This is a genomic window from Acinetobacter sp. NIOH-H-8, assembly GCF_046635365.1.
In the GTDB taxonomy this organism is placed as follows: domain Bacteria; phylum Pseudomonadota; class Gammaproteobacteria; order Pseudomonadales; family Moraxellaceae; genus Acinetobacter.
Genome location: NZ_JBHDVN010000010.1, coordinates 47,945 through 69,525, shown reverse-complemented (window position 1 = coordinate 69,525; position 21,581 = coordinate 47,945). Strand labels below are relative to the sequence as shown.

The 21,581-nt window shown below is 44.1% G+C and carries 23 protein-coding genes and 5 tRNA genes; 2 read left to right on the top strand and 26 right to left on the bottom strand.

The window, feature by feature from the left end; all coding sequences use genetic code 11:
- Positions 1–44 precede the first annotated feature (44 nt).
- The 26 genes from rplL to ACEWB7_RS06380 form a co-directional block, all read right to left on the bottom strand.
- Entirely contained in the window at positions 45–413 is a 369-nt protein-coding gene (gene rplL, locus ACEWB7_RS06505; protein WP_159123444.1) for a 50S ribosomal protein L7/L12, read from the bottom strand.
- Between the two features lie 48 nt (positions 414–461).
- Positions 462–968 (bottom strand): 50S ribosomal protein L10, encoded by a 507-nt coding sequence (rplJ, locus tag ACEWB7_RS06500; protein ID WP_004781671.1) that lies wholly within the window; start codon positions 966–968, stop codon positions 462–464.
- A 306-nt stretch (positions 969–1,274) separates the two neighbouring features.
- Positions 1,275–1,970 (bottom strand): 50S ribosomal protein L1, encoded by a 696-nt coding sequence (gene rplA, locus ACEWB7_RS06495; protein WP_004781669.1) that lies wholly within the window; start codon positions 1,968–1,970, stop codon positions 1,275–1,277.
- A gap of 3 nt (positions 1,971–1,973) precedes the next feature.
- Positions 1,974–2,402 carry a 50S ribosomal protein L11 gene (gene rplK, locus ACEWB7_RS06490; protein ID WP_004781668.1) on the bottom strand — a complete coding sequence of 143 codons (429 nt, stop codon included), beginning with the start codon at positions 2,400–2,402 and terminating at the stop codon, positions 1,974–1,976.
- 117 nt (positions 2,403–2,519) lie between these two features.
- Complete coding sequence (nusG, locus tag ACEWB7_RS06485) at positions 2,520–3,053, bottom strand: transcription termination/antitermination protein NusG (protein WP_005232530.1); 534 nt, start codon at positions 3,051–3,053, stop codon at positions 2,520–2,522.
- 7 nt (positions 3,054–3,060) lie between these two features.
- Positions 3,061–3,501, bottom strand: a complete 441-nt coding sequence (gene secE / locus ACEWB7_RS06480) for a preprotein translocase subunit SecE (RefSeq protein WP_179991968.1) — start codon at positions 3,499–3,501, stop codon at positions 3,061–3,063.
- A 76-nt stretch (positions 3,502–3,577) separates the two neighbouring features.
- Positions 3,578–3,653 (bottom strand) — tRNA-Trp (locus ACEWB7_RS06475).
- A gap of 46 nt (positions 3,654–3,699) precedes the next feature.
- Positions 3,700–4,890, bottom strand: a complete 1,191-nt coding sequence (gene tuf, locus ACEWB7_RS06470) for an elongation factor Tu (RefSeq protein ID WP_004781663.1) — start codon at positions 4,888–4,890, stop codon at positions 3,700–3,702.
- Positions 4,891–5,041: 151 nt separating this feature from the next.
- A tRNA-Thr gene (locus ACEWB7_RS06465) sits at positions 5,042–5,116 on the bottom strand.
- A gap of 21 nt (positions 5,117–5,137) precedes the next feature.
- Positions 5,138–5,213, bottom strand: a tRNA-Gly gene (locus ACEWB7_RS06460).
- A 36-nt stretch (positions 5,214–5,249) separates the two neighbouring features.
- Positions 5,250–5,333, bottom strand: a tRNA-Tyr gene (locus tag ACEWB7_RS06455).
- A gap of 55 nt (positions 5,334–5,388) precedes the next feature.
- Positions 5,389–5,464: transfer RNA gene (locus ACEWB7_RS06450), tRNA-Thr, on the bottom strand.
- A 98-nt stretch (positions 5,465–5,562) separates the two neighbouring features.
- Positions 5,563–7,056: an anthranilate synthase component I gene (trpE, locus tag ACEWB7_RS06445; RefSeq protein ID WP_411580527.1), complete on the bottom strand. Its 1,494-nt coding sequence runs from the start codon at positions 7,054–7,056 to the stop codon at positions 5,563–5,565.
- Between the two features lie 108 nt (positions 7,057–7,164).
- Positions 7,165–7,833 carry a phosphoglycolate phosphatase gene (gene gph, locus ACEWB7_RS06440; protein ID WP_411580525.1) on the bottom strand — a complete coding sequence of 223 codons (669 nt, stop codon included), beginning with the start codon at positions 7,831–7,833 and terminating at the stop codon, positions 7,165–7,167.
- Positions 7,834–7,911: 78 nt separating this feature from the next.
- Positions 7,912–8,571: an FHA domain-containing protein gene (locus ACEWB7_RS06435; protein ID WP_179991964.1), complete on the bottom strand. Its 660-nt coding sequence runs from the start codon at positions 8,569–8,571 to the stop codon at positions 7,912–7,914.
- A 62-nt stretch (positions 8,572–8,633) separates the two neighbouring features.
- Positions 8,634–10,889, bottom strand: coding sequence for a type II secretion system secretin GspD (gspD, locus tag ACEWB7_RS06430; protein WP_411580523.1), 2,256 nt, complete (start codon positions 10,887–10,889; stop codon positions 8,634–8,636).
- A 38-nt stretch (positions 10,890–10,927) separates the two neighbouring features.
- A complete protein-coding gene (locus tag ACEWB7_RS06425) occupies positions 10,928–11,782 on the bottom strand; it encodes a type II secretion system protein N (RefSeq protein ID WP_411580521.1) in 855 nt (284 codons plus the stop codon).
- The gene (gene gspN, locus ACEWB7_RS06420; RefSeq protein ID WP_004781653.1) at positions 11,782–12,525 is read right to left on the bottom strand and encodes a type II secretion system protein N; all 744 of its coding nucleotides are present in this window, start codon (positions 12,523–12,525) and stop codon (positions 11,782–11,784) included. Before gspN ends, ACEWB7_RS06425 begins: the two co-directional genes overlap by 1 nt.
- A 187-nt stretch (positions 12,526–12,712) precedes the next feature.
- Positions 12,713–13,039 carry an H-NS family nucleoid-associated regulatory protein gene (locus tag ACEWB7_RS06415; RefSeq protein WP_079281036.1) on the bottom strand — a complete coding sequence of 109 codons (327 nt, stop codon included), beginning with the start codon at positions 13,037–13,039 and terminating at the stop codon, positions 12,713–12,715.
- 152 nt (positions 13,040–13,191) lie between these two features.
- Positions 13,192–13,617, bottom strand: coding sequence for an acyl-CoA thioesterase (locus ACEWB7_RS06410; protein ID WP_004781650.1), 426 nt, complete (start codon positions 13,615–13,617; stop codon positions 13,192–13,194).
- A 7-nt stretch (positions 13,618–13,624) separates the two neighbouring features.
- The gene (locus ACEWB7_RS06405) at positions 13,625–14,818 is read right to left on the bottom strand and encodes a heme biosynthesis protein HemY (protein WP_411580518.1); all 1,194 of its coding nucleotides are present in this window, start codon (positions 14,816–14,818) and stop codon (positions 13,625–13,627) included.
- Positions 14,819–14,824: 6 nt separating this feature from the next.
- Positions 14,825–15,664, bottom strand: coding sequence for a hypothetical protein (locus ACEWB7_RS06400; protein ID WP_180034156.1), 840 nt, complete (start codon positions 15,662–15,664; stop codon positions 14,825–14,827).
- 7 nt (positions 15,665–15,671) lie between these two features.
- Positions 15,672–16,439: a uroporphyrinogen-III synthase gene (locus ACEWB7_RS06395; protein WP_312316434.1), complete on the bottom strand. Its 768-nt coding sequence runs from the start codon at positions 16,437–16,439 to the stop codon at positions 15,672–15,674.
- Positions 16,439–17,362, bottom strand: a complete 924-nt coding sequence (hemC, locus tag ACEWB7_RS06390) for a hydroxymethylbilane synthase (RefSeq protein WP_159123732.1) — start codon at positions 17,360–17,362, stop codon at positions 16,439–16,441. Before hemC ends, ACEWB7_RS06395 begins: the two co-directional genes overlap by 1 nt.
- Positions 17,363–17,476: 114 nt before the next feature.
- Positions 17,477–18,217 (bottom strand): LytR/AlgR family response regulator transcription factor, encoded by a 741-nt coding sequence (locus ACEWB7_RS06385; RefSeq protein ID WP_005232557.1) that lies wholly within the window; start codon positions 18,215–18,217, stop codon positions 17,477–17,479.
- Between the two features lie 69 nt (positions 18,218–18,286).
- The gene (locus tag ACEWB7_RS06380; RefSeq protein ID WP_312316437.1) at positions 18,287–19,441 is read right to left on the bottom strand and encodes a sensor histidine kinase; all 1,155 of its coding nucleotides are present in this window, start codon (positions 19,439–19,441) and stop codon (positions 18,287–18,289) included.
- Here ACEWB7_RS06380 and argH point away from each other — a divergent pair.
- Complete coding sequence (gene argH, locus ACEWB7_RS06375; protein WP_051065353.1) at positions 19,432–20,862, top strand: argininosuccinate lyase; 1,431 nt, start codon at positions 19,432–19,434, stop codon at positions 20,860–20,862. The two genes, ACEWB7_RS06380 and argH, sit on opposite strands and share 10 nt — an antisense overlap.
- A gap of 29 nt (positions 20,863–20,891) precedes the next feature.
- The gene (locus ACEWB7_RS06370; RefSeq protein WP_004781637.1) at positions 20,892–21,167 is read left to right on the top strand and encodes an oxidative damage protection protein; all 276 of its coding nucleotides are present in this window, start codon (positions 20,892–20,894) and stop codon (positions 21,165–21,167) included.
- Positions 21,168–21,581: the final 414 nt, after the last annotated feature.

Genomic DNA, 21,581 nt, shown 5'->3' with positions numbered 1-21,581 from the left:
CAATTTTTGGAGCCGATTATAAAAAAACCGGCTCCTTTAAGAAATTACTTAAGAGTAACTGTAGCACCAGCTTCTTCAAGTTTTTTCTTAAGCTCTTCGCCTTCTTCTTTAGAAACGCCTTCTTTAAGAACTGTAGGTGCGCCTTCAACCATGTCTTTAGCTTCTTTCAAGCCAAGACCAGTAGCTTCACGAACTGCTTTAATTACAGCAACTTTGTTACCACCGAAAGAAGTCAACTCAACGTTGAATTCTGATTGTTCTTCAGCAGCAGCAGCAGCGCCAGGAGCAGCAGCAACAGCAACAGCAGCAGCAGATACGTTGAATTTCTCTTCGAAAGCAGAGATTAGTTCAACAAGTTCAAGAACAGTTTTTTCTGCAACTGCGTTTAGGATTTCTTCGTTAGTTAAAGCCATGAGAATAACTCCAAATGGAAATTGAATGGTGTGGAAATAAATTTAAGCTTATGCAGCTTCTGACTCGTTTTTCTCTTTGAGCGCAGTAATAAGGCGACCCAATTTCGAAATAGGAGCTTGAAGAACGTTTGCAAGCATAGTAAGCGCTTTTTCTTGGTTCGGAAGGTTCGCGATTACGCTAACTTCAGCACCTTCGTAAACTTTGCCATCAAATGCAGCAGCTTTAAGTTCGAATGCTTTGTTAGTTTTTGCGAATTCTTCGAACAAGCGTGCAGCTGCACCCATGTCGTCTTCAGAAGTCGAGAAAGCTAAGATTGTTGGGCCAACAAGGCTGTCGTTCAAGATATTGAATTGAGTATCTTGAAGAGCGCGTTTAGCCAGAGTGTTACGCACGATACGTGTTTTAACACCTAGTTTACGAGCTTCAACACGAAGAGCAGTTAATTGCTCAACTGTTAAACCTTGGTAGTCAGCAACAACAGCGGCAAATGCAGTAGAAGCAATTTCACTTACTTCAGCTACGATCTGTTTTTTGCCTTCAATAAGAAGAGCCATTGTAAAACCTCCTAACGGTGATTTATGTGCCTGATCACAAGCACACTCCCAATTCGTGAATTCATCTCTGAAATCACACGCGGAGGATGAACAAATCACACCACCGCGTCTACGCAGGCTGGAGTATTAAGAGGAAAGCATAAAACTCCCCTCGCCTGAGGTCTTTGACGCTGATAAATTTACATTTATCAATTCAAAGTCTGCCTAAGTTCGCAAGTAGTCCGAAACCGGTTTCTTCTTGCGTAAGTTTTAAAGCAGTGCTTTAAAACTTACTCAGGGCTTTAAAATTCTGTATAAGTTTATAACTTATTTAGAAACGTTTGCTACATCAACGATCAGACCAGGACCCATAGTAGAGCTTAGAGTGATCTTTTGAATGTAAACACCTTTAGAAGTAGCAGGTTTTGCTTTCTTAAGGTCAGCTACAAGAGCTTCAACGTTTTGACGAACAGCTTCAGCAGAGAAACCTACTTGACCGATCGCAGCGTGGATAATACCTGCTTTGTCTACACGGTAACGCGCTTGACCAGCTTTTGCATTTTTAACTGCAGTCGCAACGTCAGGAGTTACAGTACCCACTTTAGGGTTTGGCATTAAGCCACGTGGACCAAGAATCGTACCCAGTTTACCAACAACGCGCATTGCATCAGGAGCAGCAATCACTACGTCGAAGTCAAGGTTTCCGCCTTGGATGCTTTCAGCAAGATCGTCGAAACCAACAACGTCTGCACCAGCTTCTTTCGCAGCTTCAGCAGCAGCGCCTTGAGCAAATACAGCTACGCGTACAGTTTTACCAGTACCTGCAGGAAGAGTAGTCGCGCCACGAACAACCTGATCAGATTTACGAGGGTCAACACCCAGGTTTACAGCGATGTCCAAAGATTCTTTGAATTTCGCAGCTGGAAGGCTAGTAAGAACTTCTACAGCTTCTTCTAAAGTGTAAACTTTCTGTGCTTCTACAGCAGCAGCAATGGCTTTTTGACGTTTAGTTAACTTTGCCATGTCTTATAGCTCCACTTCCAAGCCCATAGAACGTGCAGAACCAGCGATGGTACGTACACGCGCGTCTAAATCAGCACCAGTTAAGTCTGGTTCTTTAGTAGTCGCGATTTCTTCCAATTGAGCACGAGTCAACTTACCAACTTTAGTTTTGTTAGGTACAGAAGAACCCTTTTGGATACCAGCAGCTTTCTTAAGAAGAACAGCAGCAGGTGGAGTTTTCATGATGAATGTGAACGACTTGTCGTTGTACACAGTGATCACGACTGGAATTGGTAGACCAGCTTCAACTTTTTGTGTAGCAGCATTGAATTCTTTACAGAATGCCATGATGTTAACACCACGTTGACCTAGTGCAGGACCAATCGGTGGAGATGGATTCGCTTTACCAGCTGGAACTTGCAGCTTGATATAGCCGTCAATCTTCTTAGCCATTTCAAATTACCTCTGGGTGCAAACGCCGTTAGGCTCCCCAATGATTTCAAGTAACGATACCGTTACAACAACAATGCCTGATTTGCACGCAAATCAGGCGTTTTCAACCCGAACAAATTAAACTGTTTTTTCGACTTGGCGAAATTCCAGTTCAACCTGAGTTGGTCGGTTAAATACGTTAATCGTCAGCGTTAAGCGTGACTTGTCGTAAAGCACTTCTTCCACTACACCTTTAAAGTCAGTGAATGGACCGTCAATTACGAGTAATTCTTCACCTGGTTCAAACATGGTCTTAGGACGCGGTGCTTCACCAGTATTACGTACACGTGCAAGAATTGCATCAGCTTCTTTTTGCGTAATTGGAGCCGGTTTTTCAGCCGTACCACCAATAAAACCAAGCACTTTTGGACACTCTTTCACGATGTGCCAAGTGTCATCGTTCATTTCCATTTCGACTAATACATAGCCAGGAAAGAACTTACGCTCTGATTTACGCTTCTTGCCATCCTTCATTTCTACCACTTCTTCGGTAGGAACAAGGACTTCACCAAAGCTATCGGCAACAGCGCTACGCTGGATTCGATCATTAAGCGAACGCATCACTTGTTTTTCATAACCTGAATAGGCATGAATAATGTACCAACGTTTCATAGCTCTCTTACCCGATAATAAACTTCATTAACCAGCCTAAAACATAGTCAAAGCACCATAGAACAATGGCTGCAATCACTACAACAGCAAGGACTTGCCAAGATGTGGTCACAGTCTCTTGTTTGGTAGGCCAGGTCACTCGACGTAACTCGATTCGCGCATCCTTAAGAAGACGAACAAAGCCTTTGCCTTGATGGGTGGCGTATAATAAACCGAATGCCACAACGATACAAGCCAAAATTACCCCAACGCGCACCCAAATATCATTCGCAGGCGCCCAGTATGCAGGTAAATATTGGTTTACCATCATAGCACCGACCAATAAAATCAAGGCGATAACCCATAGAACAATGTCTAATGGAGAACCAGAACTTACATCTACAGCAGGATTATTTCTTTGAGGAATTGCCGCTTCGCTTAATGCGTCGCGTGATTTATCATTCGACATTTTTGTACTCGTCGTAGGTTTCGCGACTTATTATATGACCAGTTTTGCCGACATCAAGCGTCTTTTGAAAAAAACTTGGCAGGCCAGGAGGGACTCGAACCCCCAACATTCGGTTTTGGAGACCGACGCTCTACCAATTGAACTACTGGCCTGTAGATAAACTGGAGCCGAAACTCCAGCTTATTTTCTATTCTATGATTATGCAGTTACTTTAGCAACTACACCAGCACCAACTGTACGACCACCTTCACGGATCGCAAAACGTAGACCTGGGTCCATTGCGATTGGGTGGATTAGTTCTACTGACATTTCTACGTTGTCACCAGGCATAACCATTTCAACGCCTTCTTTCAAAGAAATCGCGCCAGTTACGTCAGTTGTACGGAAGTAGAACTGTGGACGGTAACCATTCAGGAATGGAGTGTGACGACCACCTTCGTCTTTAGAAAGTACGTATACTTCTGCATCGAATTTAGTGTGCGGTTTGATAGAACCTGGTTTAGCAAGTACTTGACCACGTTGTACGTCTTCACGTTTAGTACCACGAAGCAAGATACCACAGTTCTCACCAGCACGGCCTTCGTCAAGAAGTTTACGGAACATTTCAACGCCAGTTACAGTAGTTTTAACTGTATCTTTGATACCCACGATTTCAACTTCTTCACCAACTTTGATGATACCAGTTTCAACACGGCCAGTTACAACTGTACCACGACCAGAAATTGAGAATACATCTTCGATTGGCATCAGGAATGCTTGGTCGATTGCACGTTCTGGTTCTGGGATGTAAGAGTCAAGCGCTTCAACAAGAGCTACAACTGCGTCTTCACCGTATTGACCAGCTTCACCGTTCAGTGCAGCAAGTGCTGAACCACGGATTACAGGAGTGTCATCACCTGGGAAGTCGTAAGTAGAAAGAAGTTCACGAACTTCCATTTCTACCAATTCAAGAAGCTCTTCGTCGTCTACAAGGTCACATTTGTTCAAGAATACAACGATGTAAGGTACACCTACCTGACGAGAAAGCAAGATGTGTTCACGAGTTTGTGGCATTGGACCGTCAGTCGCAGCACATACAAGGATTGCGCCGTCCATCTGAGCAGCACCAGTAATCATGTTTTTAACATAATCGGCGTGGCCCGGGCAGTCTACGTGAGCGTAGTGACGAGTTGGAGAATCGTATTCTACGTGTGAAGTATTAATTGTAATACCACGTGCTTTTTCTTCTGGTGCAGAGTCGATTGCAGCGTAGTCTTTCGCTTCACCACCGAATTTTTTCGCACATACAGTTGCAATCGCAGCTGTTAAAGTTGTTTTACCATGGTCAACGTGACCGATTGTGCCCACGTTAACGTGTGGCTTATTACGTTCAAACTTAGCCTTAGCCATGTTAATCTTCCTCGTTTACGTCGAACACAATTCTGAGTAAAACCCAGCTCCGACATATCGTTTAAAAAAAACCAAACACCAAATACTTGAAAAGCAGACTAAATAGCCTGCTTTTGAAATATTTTTGCAACCACGTTGCCAAACTGTAATCTGGAGCTCTTATCGAGATTTGAACTCGAGACCTCTCCCTTACCAAGGGAGTGCTCTACCACTGAGCTATAAGAGCAAATATTAGCACTTCAAACAATGGAGCGGGAGACGAGGATCGAACTCGCGACATGCAGCTTGGAAGGCTGCCGCTCTACCAACTGAGCTACTCCCGCACGATGTTGGTACTTACCACTTTGAAGTCTTAAAATTGGTGGTGAGGGAAGGATTCGAACCTTCGAAACTTTCGTAGCGGAGTTACAGTCCGCCCCCTTTGACCGCTCGGGAACCTCACCATTTTTACACTTACATCAGTGTCGTTCTTTACTTCGCACTCCAAACTCTCTAAGATGGTGCCGGCACACGGATTCGAACTGTGGACCTACTGATTACAAGTCAGTTGCTCTACCAACTGAGCTATGCCGGCGTTTCTTAGTGTTTCGTACGTTTCGTATCGGAACGGTGTGCAGTTTAGCAAAACTCAGAATCCATGCAAGTGTTTTTTTCAAAAAAAACGCCAAAAACTCACAAAATCAATCCGTTTGATGATAATTCAACCGCTTTGATCACTGCGCGAGCTTTTATTTGGGTTTCATTCCATTCTGACTCAGGATTTGAGTCCGCAACCAGCCCTGCTCCGGCCTGAACATAGACCTTATTTTCACGAATCACGCAGGTACGAATCGCGATCGACATGTCCATTTCGCCATGCCAACCTAAATAACCAACAGCGCCGCCAAAAATTCCGCGTTTCACTGGCTCAACTTCGTCAATAATTTCCATAGCACGGATTTTTGGTGCACCAGAAAGTGTTCCAGCCGGGAAAGTTGCCTTAAAAACATCCAGCGCATCCACATCATCCCGCACTTCACCTTGTACATTCGACACAATGTGCATCACATGCGAGTAACGTTCGATCACCATTTGATCAGTGACTTGTACTTTACCGATTTTGGATACACGACCGACATCATTTCGGCCCAGGTCAATCAGCATTAAGTGCTCGGCAATTTCTTTTTCATCAGACAGCAAATCTTTTTCCAGTGCCAGATCTTCTTCTTTGGTCTTGCCACGTGGACGCGTACCCGCCAGTGGACGAACAGTCGCAATACCATTTTCCAGACGTGACAGAATTTCAGGTGAAGAGCCAACAATATGGAACGGCGTATTGTCTTCTAGGGTCTGCCCTTGCACCAAGAACAGATAAGGCGATGGATTAAGGTGACGTAATGCGCGATAGACCTGTAAAGGCTCACCATCGAAATCAGAAACCATACGATGGCCTGGCACCACCTGCATCACATCTCCGGCACGGATGTACTCTTTTACCTTTTCAATAGAGGCAATGAAGTTGTCATGCCCGGTTAAGGATTCAAAATGCGGTGCCGCATGTTTTTCTGCTTTCAGGCTTACCGGTGTCGCCAGAATATTTTCCAGCTCATCCAGTTGCTGCTGCGCTTTCTCATAAGCTGCCGGATCAGCTGCATCGGCATGCACAATGAGGAACAGGGTATCTTTCAGATTATCGAATACGATGACGGTTTTGGACAGCATCATCCAGATATCTGGCAAGCCTACCGGATCAGCTTCAGGCACATTTTTTAGCTTAGGTTCGATATAACGTACTGAGTCATAACCAAAGTAACCGACAAGACCACCGGTAAAGCTTGGTAAGGCTGGAAGTTCTGCCTGGGTCGGTACTTTAAACTGTGCCTGAAAGTCACGGATATACTGGAATGGATCGGCACAGTGCTGTTTTTCAATAGAGCCATCTGGATGCTGAACAGTCAGTTCACCCGCATTACAGGAGAATACAGTCGATTCACCCAGGCCGATAATTGAATAGCGCGCCCAGTTTTCTCCCCCTTCCACAGATTCGAACAGATAAGCCTGTTGGTGTTGTTTCAGACGGGCAAAGATAGATAGAGGAGTATCCGTATCGGCCAGACGCTGACGGTATACAGGAATCAAGTTGTAGCCTTGAGATGCAAGTTGCTGGAATTGAGCTGAAGTTGTCATTCGGTTTTTCTCTTTAAATTGGGGTTACTCAGTATGAAAATGGAATTGGACTGAGCGACGCCATCGAAAAACCTTACAACTATTCATCTTATTTCCTTCGTACCCTATTTAAGCAAGCAACTCACGTAGATCATCAACAATTTCTTGAGGATCACAGTCTGCTATATTTTCACCATGATTATAGCCATAGCTGACTACAATACAATCTATACCCGCACGGCGCGCAGCTTCGATGTCATTGACTGAGTCCCCGATCATCAGTACCTGCTCTTTGGTCATGCCATAATGCTCCACACAATGCAACAACTGACGCGGATCTGGCTTACGCTCGGCAAAGCGATCACCACCAATGGTGTCATCAAAGTATTTCGCCATTTCCAGAATATCGAGAATACTGCGTGCCGGTTCTTCTGGTTTATTGGTCACACAGATCAGTTTTTTGTCGTTAGTCTTACCCCATTCCAGAAACTCGATAATTCCGTCAAATGGCTTGGTATCTACACAAGGATCGGCATTATAAATTTCCAGGAATGTCGTAAGTAATTCCTGATGCTGGGCAGGTAATACTTCTCCCACCAAATGCTGGAGTACGCTTTCACAGAACTTGGACGTTCCTTTACCGATCCACACCCGTACCTGCTCCTCAGTCACCAGGGGTAGCTGCAAGACATTCAGGCTCATATTCATGGCTCGATACAGATCATGGGCTGAATCCACCAAGGTACCATCCAGATCGAATAAAATCAGCTTACGTTGTTCCAGTTGTGCAATTGACATCCTGCCCCTCATTTTCTTTATTTGCAGCCATAAAAAAGGCATGCGTGATGCATGCCTCGATTGTAACCAATCATGGGCTTATTTAAACAACACCCAGGCGATAATCGCCAAAATAATCAGAACGATTAGTGAAATCAGTCCAATAGATGCATTTTTCTGTGCTTCTTTTTCCTGCTCTACACGAGAAACAGGCTGTTCCACCGGAATCGGTGCGGGTTCTGGCTTAACCGAGCTCAGGTCTACCCCTTCAGCAATAGGCGCAGGTTTTGGAATACCGACATTGGTCGGCATACCATCACGGGTCAAGTTGACTGAAGCATCACGCTCTTTCAATTCTGGAATGCCCTGCTCATTCATCTGCTGGGCAGGAGTTTTCTCAACCGTTTCGATTTCTTCAACCACTTGCTCTGCTGTTTCTTCAACTTCTGGCGCCACTTCAACAGGCGCTACAGGTTCAAGAACCAGAAATTTCAAGGTGGCAAACTGGACTACATCGTCTTGTTTTAATCGCGTTTCCTGCTCAATACGCAAGTCATTCACGAAAGTGCCATTAGATGAGCCTAGATCCTGTACCCATAGTGCATCGTTTTTCAGCAGAAAAGCAGCATGCTTACGCGAGATTTCCGCAGCCTGCAGCACAATATCAGCCGCCTGATGACGCCCTACCAGCATGTCACGGTCGATTGCTATTTCCTGTCCGGTCAAGTCATCGGTAATTGCCTGTATTTTCCAAGTCATGAAATCTACTTCTCTATTTTCTTTGACATTATCATAACATGCTGTATGCAAATGCGAATGGTCTAGCTTTTGGGTCTAAGTGTGGTTGTTGTAACGGTATTTCTACTTTTTTCAACCTGCTGGACTGGCTGCTGTACCACTTGTCGCTGAATCCCCGGCTCAATTGCTACCGGTGTAGCTACTGCTGTAGCTGACGGCGTTGGTGCTGGGGCACTTGGGACATTCTGGTAGGTCGAATTCGTCAGTGGTGTCTTGGAAACTGGAATACGCTGCTGATACACATCTTCAACACTTTCCGGCAGTTTGGCAAAATTACCGTCTGAATCGAGTGCCAATTGCAGGCTATAGAGTTGACCATAACGTTGCTGCGTCAGTTTACGCACTTCATTTTTATCCCCCACAATCGTTGGATGGATAAAGATCAATAAGTTACGTTTCTGATTAGACTTACCTTCTGAGCGAAACAAACGTCCCACCCCTGGAATTGCTCCCAGACCTGGTACTGCCTGGCGTCCATAACTGGTATTGTCCGAAATCAAGCCACCTAATACGATCGTTTGTCCATGTTCTGCCAGAATCGAGGTTTTGATCGCACGTTTGCTGGTGACCAAATCTTGTGCTTGGCCTTTATTGGCTTTTACATCTGAGACTTCCTGTTCAACTTCCAGACGTACAGTACCATCTTCACCAATGTGCGGTACGACTTTTAAGGTTACACCGACATCTTTACGCTCAATAGTGGTATAAGGATTAGCAACACCTGCGGCTCCCGTAGAAACTGAACCGGTCACAAAGGGTACGTTTTCACCGACAACGATATAGGCTTCTTCATTGTCCATGGTCACAATCGATGGAGTAGATAACAGGTTAGACTTGGTCGTTTCTTTTAAGGCCTGAATCATCGCGCCGTATAAACGGCGTGAACCATCACTGCCTTCACTGTAATCACCAATCACCAGTGAACTGCCTGCACCTACAGTACTCGCCGCACCTGCACCACCGCCAGTCAGATAACCCGCTGCAATATTTTTCAGGCTGGTGCCAAAATTATCAAAATTGATCAGACCAATTCCGCTGCTGATATCACCCAAAGCCCATTGCACACCCAGCTGATCTGCATCTGTCCCTTCTACTTCAATAATTGCAGCTTCAATCAAAACCTGTTGACGGCGTACATCTAACTGATCAATGGCAGATTCGATTTCACGCATCAGTTGCGGGTCTGCTTTAACCACCAGAGAATTCTGCGTGGCATCCGCAATAATGCTGACGCCATTGGCATTAAAGCTGCTGATCCCGCCCTGCTCGGTTTTCATGCCAGTATTGAGCTGAATATTGGATGCACCTGAGCTATTTGAGCTAGTGGTATTATTGTTATTCAGGTTATTAGTCGAATTATATGAAGACGAACTAGAAGAAGAATTATCCAAACCGGTATTGACTGCTTGCCCTGTCACTAACCCCTGCAAAATTTCCGAAAGATTCTTGGCACTGGCATATTTCAAACGAAAGACTTTTAAACCACCCAGACGGTCTGCTGCAGGTACATCCAGCGTTTCGATAATCTGACGAATTCGCTTGCGTGTTGCCGGATCACCCTTAATCAAAATCCGGTTAGTACGCACATCTGCCATGACCCGCACCCGCGAACCACGCAAATCTTTAGCCGCGCCTGTTGCTGCCATTGAATCAATCAGCTCAATCATTTCTTCAGCCTGACTAGACTGTAGACTAATGGCTTCAATATCATTCTGACCTGTGCCATCCAGATTACGGATGATGGTTTCCAGCTGATAGATATTGGTCGCCCGGTCCGACACAATCAATGCATTGGTGCCCGGAACGGCAGCCAAATGGGCAAACTGTGGCATTAACGGACGCAGGGCTGGAATCAGGTCATTTGGATTGGTATTTTCCAGCCAGATCACGCGAGTGACAATCTGGTCACCGGTCGCACGATGACGAGCATCATAGGGAATCCCGGAGCTTTTAACATTGCTGTCTGGTACCAGCTTGATGGTATTTCCTGAAGGGATGGCCACTACACCATTGACATTCAAGACGCCTAAAAATAGGTCATAAACTTCATTTTTATTCAGTGGTTTGTTGGAAATGACCGTGACATTGCCTCGAACCCGTGGGTCTACCGCAAAATTTTTACCGGTAATATCCGCCACTTCATTAATGAATGCGGTTAAGTCTGCATCCCGGAGATTGATTTTCCAGGTTTGCGCATAACTTGCCGTACTGACCATAGCAACCAATGGTGCGGCCACACAGAATGCCCATGCTGATCGATTATTATTAAATAAAGCCATAAACTTTTGTGTTTCCTAACCCTATGCGTGATGACACATCACTTCAAATCCTGTTGTATGGTAATCACCTGATCACCACGTTTTATTTCGAGTTTGACCTGACCTTCACGTCGAGCCTGTTCCAGTAACTGTGCTTCGGTTTGTCCCTGCGACAGGGTCTGACCATTCAAAGACAAAATCCGGTCTCCCGGTCTTAACCCCAAGCGATTACGCAGTGCAGCCGGTGTCCGTGAAGTGACTTCATAACCACCCTCTGCTGCACTTACCCCCATATTCTGTAAGTACTGGTCCTTATTTTCCTGCATCTGCTGGATAGCCCGATTGATTTCACTCTGCGGTGAAGGTTGCTCAGGCATACCACTTTCCGTATGCATCGGAGGCATCGGATTTGAAGATGCTGAGGTATCCGGCACGATTGGCTGGTTTAAACCATTTTCCAACCCTTTAAACAGGATTTCTTGGGTCGCACCGCTTGATTTACGCAAAATCACCCGGTCCCAATACACTTCAGCCAGCGTAAAACCGCTATTCCCCAATACTTCTCCGACCCGATAACGGTCAGACTGGTCATTAATTTTCAAGACTGCTGAAGAGTTATAGCTTGGGCTCGCCACCACAACTCCCTGCAAGACAATATTGGCAGTTTCAGCAGTGTTCGCTGCGTAAGTATTTTCCTGAAATAGTGAAAAGGCACTTATATTTGGCACTTGAGCCTGTTGTGACCCTAGTTCTACCTGATCAATCTGCATCGCTTGTGGCGGAGCCACCAGAAGCCAGAATAAGGCGGCCAATTTCCAGCATAAATACAGAATTAACAGGAATAATAAAATCGGAGTAACACGCTCTGTCTGCTTCAAATCAATATTTTTAAAATAATCGAGTGGGCTTGCCATCAGTTGAAGCCCCCCATTAAAGGCTGACGGGTACTAATCACGTAAGTATCCAGTCCAGCTTTACCCGTATAAGAAGGAGCATTCAATAGAAAACGCTGTGTCAGCTGAATATCCAGCATCAAGCTTGGATCCAGTTTAATATTCAACATACGTTGATCACGATTGTCGCGTACGTCCAACAGCAGCTGTCCATTCTCATCAGATAACTGACCACTTAGAACCGGTACATTCATACGCTCCTGACGCTGGGCAAACGTGTAAATCAGTTCACCACCACTCCATTGCATCTGACCGTCTACATGACTAAAGCCTTGCTCTTTTTTATATTTAAAATCGAGTTCTTTAAACTGAATCGGGTTGGTAGGCCATTGCCAGTCAGCAATCTTCTTTAAAGTTTCAGGTGCAAGCTGTCCCTCAAGATTTTTAACGGTTAAAGTTTTATTCAAACCATAGCCCATCACACCCGAAAACTGGGTATTACCGCTATGCAGATCAATATTTGCCCCTAATCTCAGCAACAACAGGTCCAAAGGACGAACCTGCCAGTTCAGACTTCCCCGAAGATTACCTTTTTTCCAGTCCGCACTTCCCTGCCAGATATTCCCGCTTACATTATGTAAGACCTGATTATTTTTATAAAATTTTGAAATTAACCAAGCTGCAGGAACTTGCAGAATTACAAAGACAAAAAAGGCTAGAATTGCAAATATCAACCATTTTAATGTTTTCGGCTTATTGCTCATCCCGCCACGACCAACCTATCCAATCGAAACCCCTAAATTTATAGTTTTGTCATTTTATAATCACATTATGCACACTTTTTCTCTGACGCCAATTCATAGGCATAAAAAAACCAAGCAGGATGTGCTTGGCTGATCAATCACCGGCCGTATGCATAACAGCCTAATGATGAATAATGAGGCAGAAGGATTAGATCACGAAATCTTCCAGTTTTGCGCCTTTCTCTAATTCAGCAACTAACCAGCGTGGCTGTTTACCGCGACCAGTCCAGGTGTCTTCCGGATTGCTTTTACTGCGATAACGTGGCTCTACAGACTTACGTGCAGTTTTTTTACGTTTAGAAGCACCAAATTCAAGAAGCTGTTCAATCGTTAAGCCTACTTTGTCGGCAATATCCAATACCTGATGATAAGCATCTTCAATTTCCTGATCTTTTTTCAAAGCAATTAAAGACTCAGCTTCTGCTTGTAATCGTTTTAACTCTTCAACTGATAAATTTGTAATATCTGGCATCATATTCTCCAATAAATAGCATTATTTCTTTTAATAAATAACGGACCCATCATATTTATATTAAGTGTAATATTCAATATAAAATTTTAAATGTATAACAATAAACTTAAGGGTCATTACAAAATTAATCATTAAATCAGAGATGAAATTCCATATTAAATTTCATGTTGTACAGTTAATTCCAGCGATTTTATTTTTTCCCGAATATGTTCAGGTATTTCAGTTTTCTGCATATTTTTATTTAAGCATACAATTACTGCTTCTGAAGTGGCCACGATACTTTGCTGCTGTTCACTCCATAATAAATAATGCATTCTGACTGCACTATTCCGAATTTCATCAATTCGTGCCGCCACTTTTAATTGATCTGGATAAACCACAGGTTTTAAATAACGGCATTGATTTGAAGCCACTACTGTTAAAATATCTTCATCAAAAATATTTAATTTACCCAAATAAGCCAAACGGGCACTTTCTATATAACGGTAATACATGGCATTATTAACATGCCCAAACGCATCCATGTCTCCCCATGCAACAGTTTGCGAATAAATCACCGGATATTGTTGTAATTCTGACATTATTTCCTCAAATTCTGATTTCAATAAAATTAACATTCGATTCAAATACGGCATTTAACTGCTGTATTAAATCCTCTCTTCCCTGCAATACAGATTTAATTCTCAAATAGCTCATGCGGATGTCATCTGGATAGAGATCCAGCAATTGCTGAGCTTCTTCTACCCGGCCAGTCGCCTGTAGAATATGCCATTTGGCAAAACTTAATATTGGCAGTGCAGTATATTTTGCATCCCAAACTGAGATCTGTTGCTCAATATCTGCATAATCTGGAAACTGCTTTAATAACTGCTGCTGGAACCATAAATAAAATACATCCTGATTAAATTGGAGTTCCAGTAAATGTTTAGCAAGGCTTTCATGCTCAACGCTCATTTCCGGCATTCTAAATAACAGTTTCAACCATAATAGCTTGACTTCATAGTCACGATTAAATATGTCCTGTTTTAAATCCAGATAACGTTGTTTTAAATATTCCAAATCATCTTCAGTAGCCTGGTCATAAGCTATTAATAATTGCTGCAGCCATATTTTTTTTACTTCTTGGTCTAAATGCCCATATTTGGTTGAACGTAAATATAACCAGGGAAACTGTAAGGCAAATTGCCCCCATAAAGCATTTAAACGCTGCTCATAAGCGGTTTTCACCCGTCTTAACCAGGGAGATAACTCATGCTGATTTAAAAATTCTAAATGCGTTAATGCCTGCTGACCATCCTGCTGCGATAAATAGATTTCAATCCGCTGTAATTCTGCCAGTTCAAATGCCATTGGATTGGACTGATTTAAACTACTCAATGCTTCGCTATATTGTTGCTGTCCCCACGCTAATCGGGCATCAATAATATGCTTGAGCAATCCCGACTGATTAAAAGACTGCTGAATAAAATCCCGTTGATCCTGTGCAGCATTTAATAACCAAACCACAGCTAACTGCTCATAAGGATGCAGGCGGGCAAAGCTGAATACCGTTTCCTGTTTACGCTGTTTAAAGCTGAGATAACGCTTGGTCGCATACCACAGCATATGCATCATGAAGCTGATTACGATAAGCAAGCCCACCAGAAACCAGAAAGTGGTCTGGATCTGTAGTTCGCGCCAATACAGATAGACATAGCCCGCACCATAACCATAGCTCAGTACACTCAAGATCGCTAAGCCCAGCAAACCAACCAGTAAATAAGCAAGTAAAATCTGTTTCATAAGCAATTAACCGATCAGGGTACGCGTATTGAGCTGAGGAGTAGGCGTCTGAGGTGCTGCCTTGATTTGTTCCAGTCGCTGAATCCATTGTTTGCTTTGCGCATCCGGAAGTTGCGCCAATACCTCGATCACACTTTTCAGGGCTTGCTGGAAAGCTACCTGCTGTCCTTGTTGCACACTATTTTCTGCAATCAGTAAACGCAGCTGAGCTTCTTTTAAGACCAAATTGCGCTGCATTAAGACTGCACTCGGTTTCTCGACTGATTCAATCTGAATCCAGCGCTGCCAAAATGAGCTTTGGGCTGTAGCGCGGTGCTGATGCTGCACCTGGATTTCCTTTTCCATCTCAATATCAATCTGTTGCAGTAATTCTTTTAATTTATTCTGTTGTACTAAACGATTGTTGATGAACTGCTTAAGGACTTCCCGATCCTTGTCAATCGCCTGATTCAGGCTACCCAGAAGAGCAGGTGCCAGTTCTAGATGTTCAAGCTGATTGGATAATTGATTCAACTTTTCCATAGCCATTGCATATTGTTGCTGCTGCAAGGCAAACTCAACCAGATCCAGATATTGCTCGACCAAAGGCAGATCATCCTGCAAATCAGCCCTAGGAGTATCCTGAACTGTCCCCTTGTTCGGTGTTTCAGGGCTTAACGCTTGGCCCGTAGCAACTTGACGTTTTAAGGCCACCATCTGATCATTCAGATTGGCATTCTGCTGTTGCAGTTGCTTCAAATTCTGGGTCAATTCAGTCTGTGCTGAATTTAAGCCAAACAGGTCATAACTCAGCTTGGCAATCCACGCCAAGCTCAAGATGAAAAAAACAATAAATAATTTTTTCATGCGTTTCCTAGTACATCAGTAGCTGCTGCAAAATCGTCGATCCGCTTAAGTCCTCTAACTGAGCGAATTGAAAACCAGCCTGATGTTGCTGTTGATATTCCCCAAGCATGGCAGCCAAACGCGGCCCCAAAACCAAATACAATGCCCGATTAATGAGATGCGGATACGGCTGCATCAAGGCTAGCCAGTTAAGCCAGCTCGCTTCACTGCTGACCAAGACTGCATAACGGGGATTAGCTTCAAGGCTCGTCAAATGTTTAGCTAATATCTCGGAAGTCACTGGCGGACACTGACGATCATATAAAATGAAATTCAATATATGGATTTGCTGATCCTTTAAATGCTGCATCATAAACTGACGCCCACCTTCACCTCGCCAAAAGGCGACAGTTGATCCGGTAGCTAACTGCTGTAGCACAGGCAATTGCAGCATCCCTTCCGAAGTCTCCACATCAGGCACATAACTCTGGATACCGTAGCTTGCTAAAGCCTGCTCGGTAGCTTTACCTACAGCGACCCACTGGACACTTCCAAGATCATTCAATGATAGACCTGCCTGCTGCAAATATTGCATGCCCATCTGGGCAGCGGTCGGACTCACTACGACAATCAGTTTTGCTTGGGGTAGTTGTCTAAATAAACTGGCCAGCTCATCCGTATAAGGCTGCTGTAGCAGTTCTAGCAAGGGCAACTCTATCACCGGAATCTGCGCTGTCTGTAGGGCTTGCGTTAAATTTGCAGCACGATCACTCGGACGGGTATTAATGAACAACATTATTTTGAATAAAGGGCTTTCAGTAACTCGCCTGCGCCCTGATCTAGCAGATCTTTAGCCAGCTGCACGCCCAATTGCTCTGCATCTGCCATAGTTCCACTTTGCTGTGCGCGTAGCAAAGTTGCGCCATCTACGCTACCGACCCGGCCTTCAATCGAAATGACACCTTCATTTAAAGTGGCATAGCCTGCGATTGGCACCTGACAGCCACCTTCCAGATAGGCATTAAAGGCACGTTCGGCACGGACACAGGCATCAGTTTCTACATGTAACAGAGGCTGGATTAAATCTAATACCGCTTGATCTCCACTCCGGCATTCCAGGCCCAGTGCACCCTGTCCTACTGCGGGTAAACTTACTTCAGGCACAATACTATGACGAATCCGATCTGCAAGACCCAAGCGTTTTAAACCGGCACTGGCCAGGATAATTGCATCGTACTGACCTGCATCCAGTTTGGATAAGCGTGTACCCACATTACCGCGTAAATCGATAATCTCAAGGTCCGGACGCTGTTTTAAAATCTGGGTTTTACGGCGCAAGCTGGAAGTTCCAACTTTGGCACCTTGAGGCAATTCGTCAAAACTGGCATAAGTATTTGAGACAAAAGCATCCAGTGGATCTTCACGTTCACAGATGACTGCCAAAGATAAGCCTTCAGGCAAAGCCATTGGCACATCTTTCATTGAATGGACTGCCAGATCAGCACGACCATCTAGTAAGGCTGCTTCTAATTCTTTTACAAATAAGCCCTTACCGCCAATTTTAGCCAATGGCGTATCAAGAATTTTATCACCCTGTGTAACAAAAGTGACTAACTCGACCTGAAGTCCAGCATGCAGGTCCTGTAAGCGTGCACGGATATGTTCCGCCTGCCAGAGCGCAAGTGGACTTTGTCGAGTAGCAATTTTTAGGGTCTTCATAAATTTCAATAAACAGTCAATGAGAACAATAGTCTAAACTTAACCTGCTCACTTGAAAATGCAAGCGAATTTATACAAGTTTCAATACTGGTCCAGACGAACTCATTGATCCGTTTAGAGTTTCTGAATCCGTTCCCGCAAGAATGGCAAATGACGCCGGCTGACCGCCAGACGCTCTTCCAGTTCACGACAACGCACCTGATACTGGCCGGAACTCACCACTTCCAAGCCTTCCAGATAGTGAACCGAAACCAGTGCATTACGGTGAATCCTGATGAACTGATGTCCAAACTCCTGTTCCAACTCCTTCAGGGTTTCATCAATCAGGACACTGCCGTTTTTATGGCGTACGGTCACATATTTTTGATCCGCCAGAAAATAATAGATATTTTCAACTGGCACCAATTCGACCCCGCGATAGGTCTTTGCCGCAATTTGATGGCGGCTGATATTGATTTCTTCCATATTTTCTTTTTGTTTTAGTTGGCTCATTTGAGCTTGGGTAAGTTTAATTAGATGCTCTAAAACCTGTGCCAATTCCTGTTGCATCACCGGTTTAAGCAGGTAGCCGTCTGCATTAGACTTGAATGCATCCAGCGCGTGTTGGTCATAGGCCGTACAAAAGACAATAGCCGGCATCGGGTCGAGCTGACGCAAATGCTGCGCACAGGTCAAACCATCCATTTCAGGCATTTGAATATCTAATAAGATGACATCAGGTTCATGCTGGTGAGCCAGATCAATTGCTTGACGACCATGCGTAGCTGTTGCAACCACATCATGCCCCAGTTGAGAGACTAAACGTGATAGTCGCTCGACAGCCAAAGGCTCATCGTCACAAATCAGGACGTCCATTTCTCCTCCTTAATCCAGTCAACATTATTCATTTGATTATAAGTTAACTGTGATTTCCTTGATTTCTTTTTATTTATAGCGATATTGCACAACCGTGGTAAACACCCCTCCACCGGCGAAAGTTTGAAACGTCATCGTAGGTCCGTAATAGGCTTCCAGACGCTGTCTGACATTTTCAATTGCAATACCATGTCCCTTTTTTAATGTTTTATTATCCTGCGTATAGGGGTTTGTTATGATGATATTAATTTGATTTTGCAAGATTTCAATCAATATGCTTATGGTACTCTTTGTCAAAATTTTTTCAACTCCATGGAAAATACTATTTTCCACTAGGGGTTGTAAAGTCAATAATGGAATTTGGACTTGTGAGTATAAGTCTTTGTTTTCTAATTTCCATTCGACCTGTAAACGCTCTCCCAGACGAATCTGTTCAATCTCCAAATAGCGCTGGCAGAGTTCAATTTCTTCCTGCAACTTGACCAGTTTCAATTCCTGAAAACTGGCCCGAAATAAACGGGACAAATTCAGCAACATTTGTTCGGCTTTGTCCGGGTCAATACTGATCAGGCTGATCACGCTATTGAGACTATTAAACAGAAAATGCGGATGAATCCTGGCCTGCATGGCCTGAATCCGTGCATGTAATTCACTGTGCTGCTGCTGCGCCCATTGTTCACGCAAATACAGATAGCGAAAACAGAACATGCCTAACAGGATACCAAAACTCAGATGTAGGCCGACCTGATCCAGTGCGACTGCCAGACTCAGTCCCTGAAAATTCAAATTGCTGCCAAAATAAGTCAGCACATTCAGACTGGTCGTAGTTACCAAAACAATCGCCTGCAACAGCAGAAATCCGCAGATTAATGCCAGCTTAATCCCCATGCGCTGAAAATGCTGATGAAAAAGCTCGACTAACGCTGCAAAACATAACAATACCCAGTTGATATACAGCATATATTGAAGTAGATCTGCCAGATTAAGCGCCTGCCAGGACTGTGCTTTTGCCAAGGCTAAGACCATGGCCAGCACATTGCCGCCAATAAACATTTCCAGCAAATAGTGCAGCTTGCCGATCTGGCTAAAAAAATAAGAGCTTTGCACTGATCCGGTCGGAGATGTAAAAGATTGATCGACTTGGACTTCGGCAACGGGCTTTGAATTTGTTATACTCTTTTTCGTTCTACTGCTTTTAATCTGATTGAGCCGACATGACCACATCTTCTAATTCCTCAAATCCATCACAAGCCCAGACTTCGGGTATGTGGGGCGGTCGTTTCTCTGAAGCGACTGATGCTTTTGTTGCTGAATTTACAGCATCTGTTCAATTTGACCAACGTTTTTATAAACAAGACATTGCAGGCTCGATTGCACATGCAACCATGCTGGCAAAAGTTGGCGTACTGACTGAACAGGAACGTGATGACATTATCGAAGGTCTGACTGCCATTAAAGCAGATATTGAAGCAGGTAACTTCGAATGGCGCATTGACCTTGAAGATGTGCATATGAACATTGAGTCGCGCCTGACTCAGCGTATCGGCATCACCGGTAAAAAATTGCATACGGGCCGTAGCCGTAATGACCAGGTTGCCACAGATATCCGTCTGTATGTCCGTGATGAAATTGATGCCATCCTGGAATTACTGAAAAAATTGCAAAAAGGCATCCTGGGTCTGGCAGCTAAAAACACCAATACCATCATGCCAGGTTTTACCCATCTGCAAACTGCACAGCCAGTGACTTTTGGTCATCACTTAATGGCTTGGTTTGAAATGCTGGTACGTGACTCTGAGCGTCTGATTGATTGCCGTAAACGTGTTAACCGTATGCCACTTGGTTCTGCTGCTCTGGCAGGTACGACTTACCCGATTGACCGTGCTTATACTGCTGAGCTTCTAGGTTTTGAAGCTGTTGCTGAAAACTCACTTGATGCTGTTTCTGACCGTGATTTCGGTATTGAATTCAATGCTGCGGCATCTTTAATTATGATGCACCTGTCACGTATGTCTGAAGAAATGATCCTATGGACATCGGCTCAGTTCAAGTTCGTAAATATTCCAGACCGTTTCTGTACTGGTTCTTCGATCATGCCACAGAAGAAAAACCCGGATGTACCTGAACTGATCCGTGGTAAAACCGGCCGTGTATATGGTGATCTGATGAGCTTGTTGACACTAATGAAAGGTCAACCGCTTGCTTACAACAAAGATAACCAGGAAGACAAAGAACCATTATTTGATGCGATCGATACCGTCCGTGGTTCATTAATGGCATTTGCTGACATGATTCCTGCGCTTGTACCAAATATTGAAATCATGCGTGAAGCAGCGCTTCGTGGATTCTCAACGGCTACTGACCTGGCAGATTATCTGGTAAAAAATGGCGTGGCTTTCCGTGATGCTCATGAAATTGTGGGTAAAGCGGTAGCTCTGGGTGTACAGGAAGGTAAAGACCTGTCTGAACTGACACTTGAGCAACTGCAACAGTTCTCTGATCTGATTCAGGCAGATGTATTTGAAAAAGCTCTGACTTTAGAAGCATCTGTGAATGCACGTAATCACATCGGTGGCACTGCACCTGCACAGGTTGAAGCTGCGATCGAACGTGCGCATGCTCGCCTAGAGAAACTTTACGCTTAATTGCTTTCGCTTTAAATTGGAGTATTGATATGTCTCGACAAGTTTTTTGCCGTAAGTATCAACAAGAAATGGAAGGTTTAGACTTTGCACCATTCCCGGGTGCAAAGGGTCAGGAACTGTTTGATACGATATCTAAACAGGCTTGGCAAGAATGGCTGAAACACCAGACCACGCTGATCAATGAAAAGCGTTTAAACGTTTTTGAACCGGATGCGAAAAAGTTCCTTGAAGAACAACGCGAGAAGTTCTTTAACAATGATGAATCATTGGAAAAAGCTGAAGGTCTAAAGCCTGAAGAAAAATAAGGCGCTGCCTTATTTTTCTTCAAGACAAGCACCGAAGGTGCGCGTAGGTCAACATTTGAAAAGCTCCATAAACGGGGCTTTTCTTATATCAAAAGCACTGCTCCGCCACGCCGCAAGACAAGCAGCTATGCTGCGCGTAGGCTTTAAAAAGAATCTCCGTTATGGGAGATTCTTTTTTATGTACTGCTCTAAAAATTACTCAAGACAAGCGAAGCGCGTAGTTTCAAATGTCAAAAAAGAGCCTGACAAGGCTCTTTTTTTATGAATACTGCAAGAGCTAAACTGCGTTTTAACTAAGCAAGACAAGCGCATAATTTTACTTGTCAAAAAGGAAATCTATGAAAGATTCCCCTTTTAGTTTAAAGCCCTACTCTTTTTGTTTTTTACACAAGACAAGCAGCTATAAGTTCATAG

What these genes read in the sequence shown, in the direction of transcription:
- ACEWB7_RS06410 (WP_004781650.1), bottom strand. Translation starts at nt 13,617, where the DNA reads ATGTCAGAATTACAACAATATCCGGTGATTTATTCGCAAACTGTTGCA.
- rplA (WP_004781669.1), bottom strand. Translation starts at nt 1,970, where the DNA reads ATGGCAAAGTTAACTAAACGTCAAAAAGCCATTGCTGCTGCTGTAGAA.
- gspD (WP_411580523.1), bottom strand. Translation starts at nt 10,889, where the DNA reads ATGGCTTTATTTAATAATAATCGATCAGCATGGGCATTCTGTGTGGCC.
- ACEWB7_RS06435 (WP_179991964.1), bottom strand. Translation starts at nt 8,571, where the DNA reads ATGACTTGGAAAATACAGGCAATTACCGATGACTTGACCGGACAGGAA.
- ACEWB7_RS06370 (WP_004781637.1), top strand. Translation starts at nt 20,892, where the DNA reads ATGTCTCGACAAGTTTTTTGCCGTAAGTATCAACAAGAAATGGAAGGT.
- trpE (WP_411580527.1), bottom strand. Translation starts at nt 7,056, where the DNA reads ATGACAACTTCAGCTCAATTCCAGCAACTTGCATCTCAAGGCTACAAC.
- ACEWB7_RS06405 (WP_411580518.1), bottom strand. Translation starts at nt 14,818, where the DNA reads ATGAAACAGATTTTACTTGCTTATTTACTGGTTGGTTTGCTGGGCTTA.
- secE (WP_179991968.1), bottom strand. Translation starts at nt 3,501, where the DNA reads ATGTCGAATGATAAATCACGCGACGCATTAAGCGAAGCGGCAATTCCT.
- rplK (WP_004781668.1), bottom strand. Translation starts at nt 2,402, where the DNA reads ATGGCTAAGAAGATTGACGGCTATATCAAGCTGCAAGTTCCAGCTGGT.
- nusG (WP_005232530.1), bottom strand. Translation starts at nt 3,053, where the DNA reads ATGAAACGTTGGTACATTATTCATGCCTATTCAGGTTATGAAAAACAA.
- hemC (WP_159123732.1), bottom strand. Translation starts at nt 17,362, where the DNA reads ATGAAGACCCTAAAAATTGCTACTCGACAAAGTCCACTTGCGCTCTGG.
- ACEWB7_RS06400 (WP_180034156.1), bottom strand. Translation starts at nt 15,664, where the DNA reads ATGAAAAAATTATTTATTGTTTTTTTCATCTTGAGCTTGGCGTGGATT.
- rplL (WP_159123444.1), bottom strand. Translation starts at nt 413, where the DNA reads ATGGCTTTAACTAACGAAGAAATCCTAAACGCAGTTGCAGAAAAAACT.
- gph (WP_411580525.1), bottom strand. Translation starts at nt 7,833, where the DNA reads ATGTCAATTGCACAACTGGAACAACGTAAGCTGATTTTATTCGATCTG.
- gspN (WP_004781653.1), bottom strand. Translation starts at nt 12,525, where the DNA reads ATGAGCAATAAGCCGAAAACATTAAAATGGTTGATATTTGCAATTCTA.
- ACEWB7_RS06385 (WP_005232557.1), bottom strand. Translation starts at nt 18,217, where the DNA reads ATGGACGTCCTGATTTGTGACGATGAGCCTTTGGCTGTCGAGCGACTA.
- ACEWB7_RS06380 (WP_312316437.1), bottom strand. Translation starts at nt 19,441, where the DNA reads ATGTGGTCATGTCGGCTCAATCAGATTAAAAGCAGTAGAACGAAAAAG.
- tuf (WP_004781663.1), bottom strand. Translation starts at nt 4,890, where the DNA reads ATGGCTAAGGCTAAGTTTGAACGTAATAAGCCACACGTTAACGTGGGC.
- ACEWB7_RS06395 (WP_312316434.1), bottom strand. Translation starts at nt 16,439, where the DNA reads ATGTTGTTCATTAATACCCGTCCGAGTGATCGTGCTGCAAATTTAACG.
- ACEWB7_RS06425 (WP_411580521.1), bottom strand. Translation starts at nt 11,782, where the DNA reads ATGGCAAGCCCACTCGATTATTTTAAAAATATTGATTTGAAGCAGACA.
- rplJ (WP_004781671.1), bottom strand. Translation starts at nt 968, where the DNA reads ATGGCTCTTCTTATTGAAGGCAAAAAACAGATCGTAGCTGAAGTAAGT.
- ACEWB7_RS06415 (WP_079281036.1), bottom strand. Translation starts at nt 13,039, where the DNA reads ATGATGCCAGATATTACAAATTTATCAGTTGAAGAGTTAAAACGATTA.
- argH (WP_051065353.1), top strand. Translation starts at nt 19,432, where the DNA reads ATGACCACATCTTCTAATTCCTCAAATCCATCACAAGCCCAGACTTCG.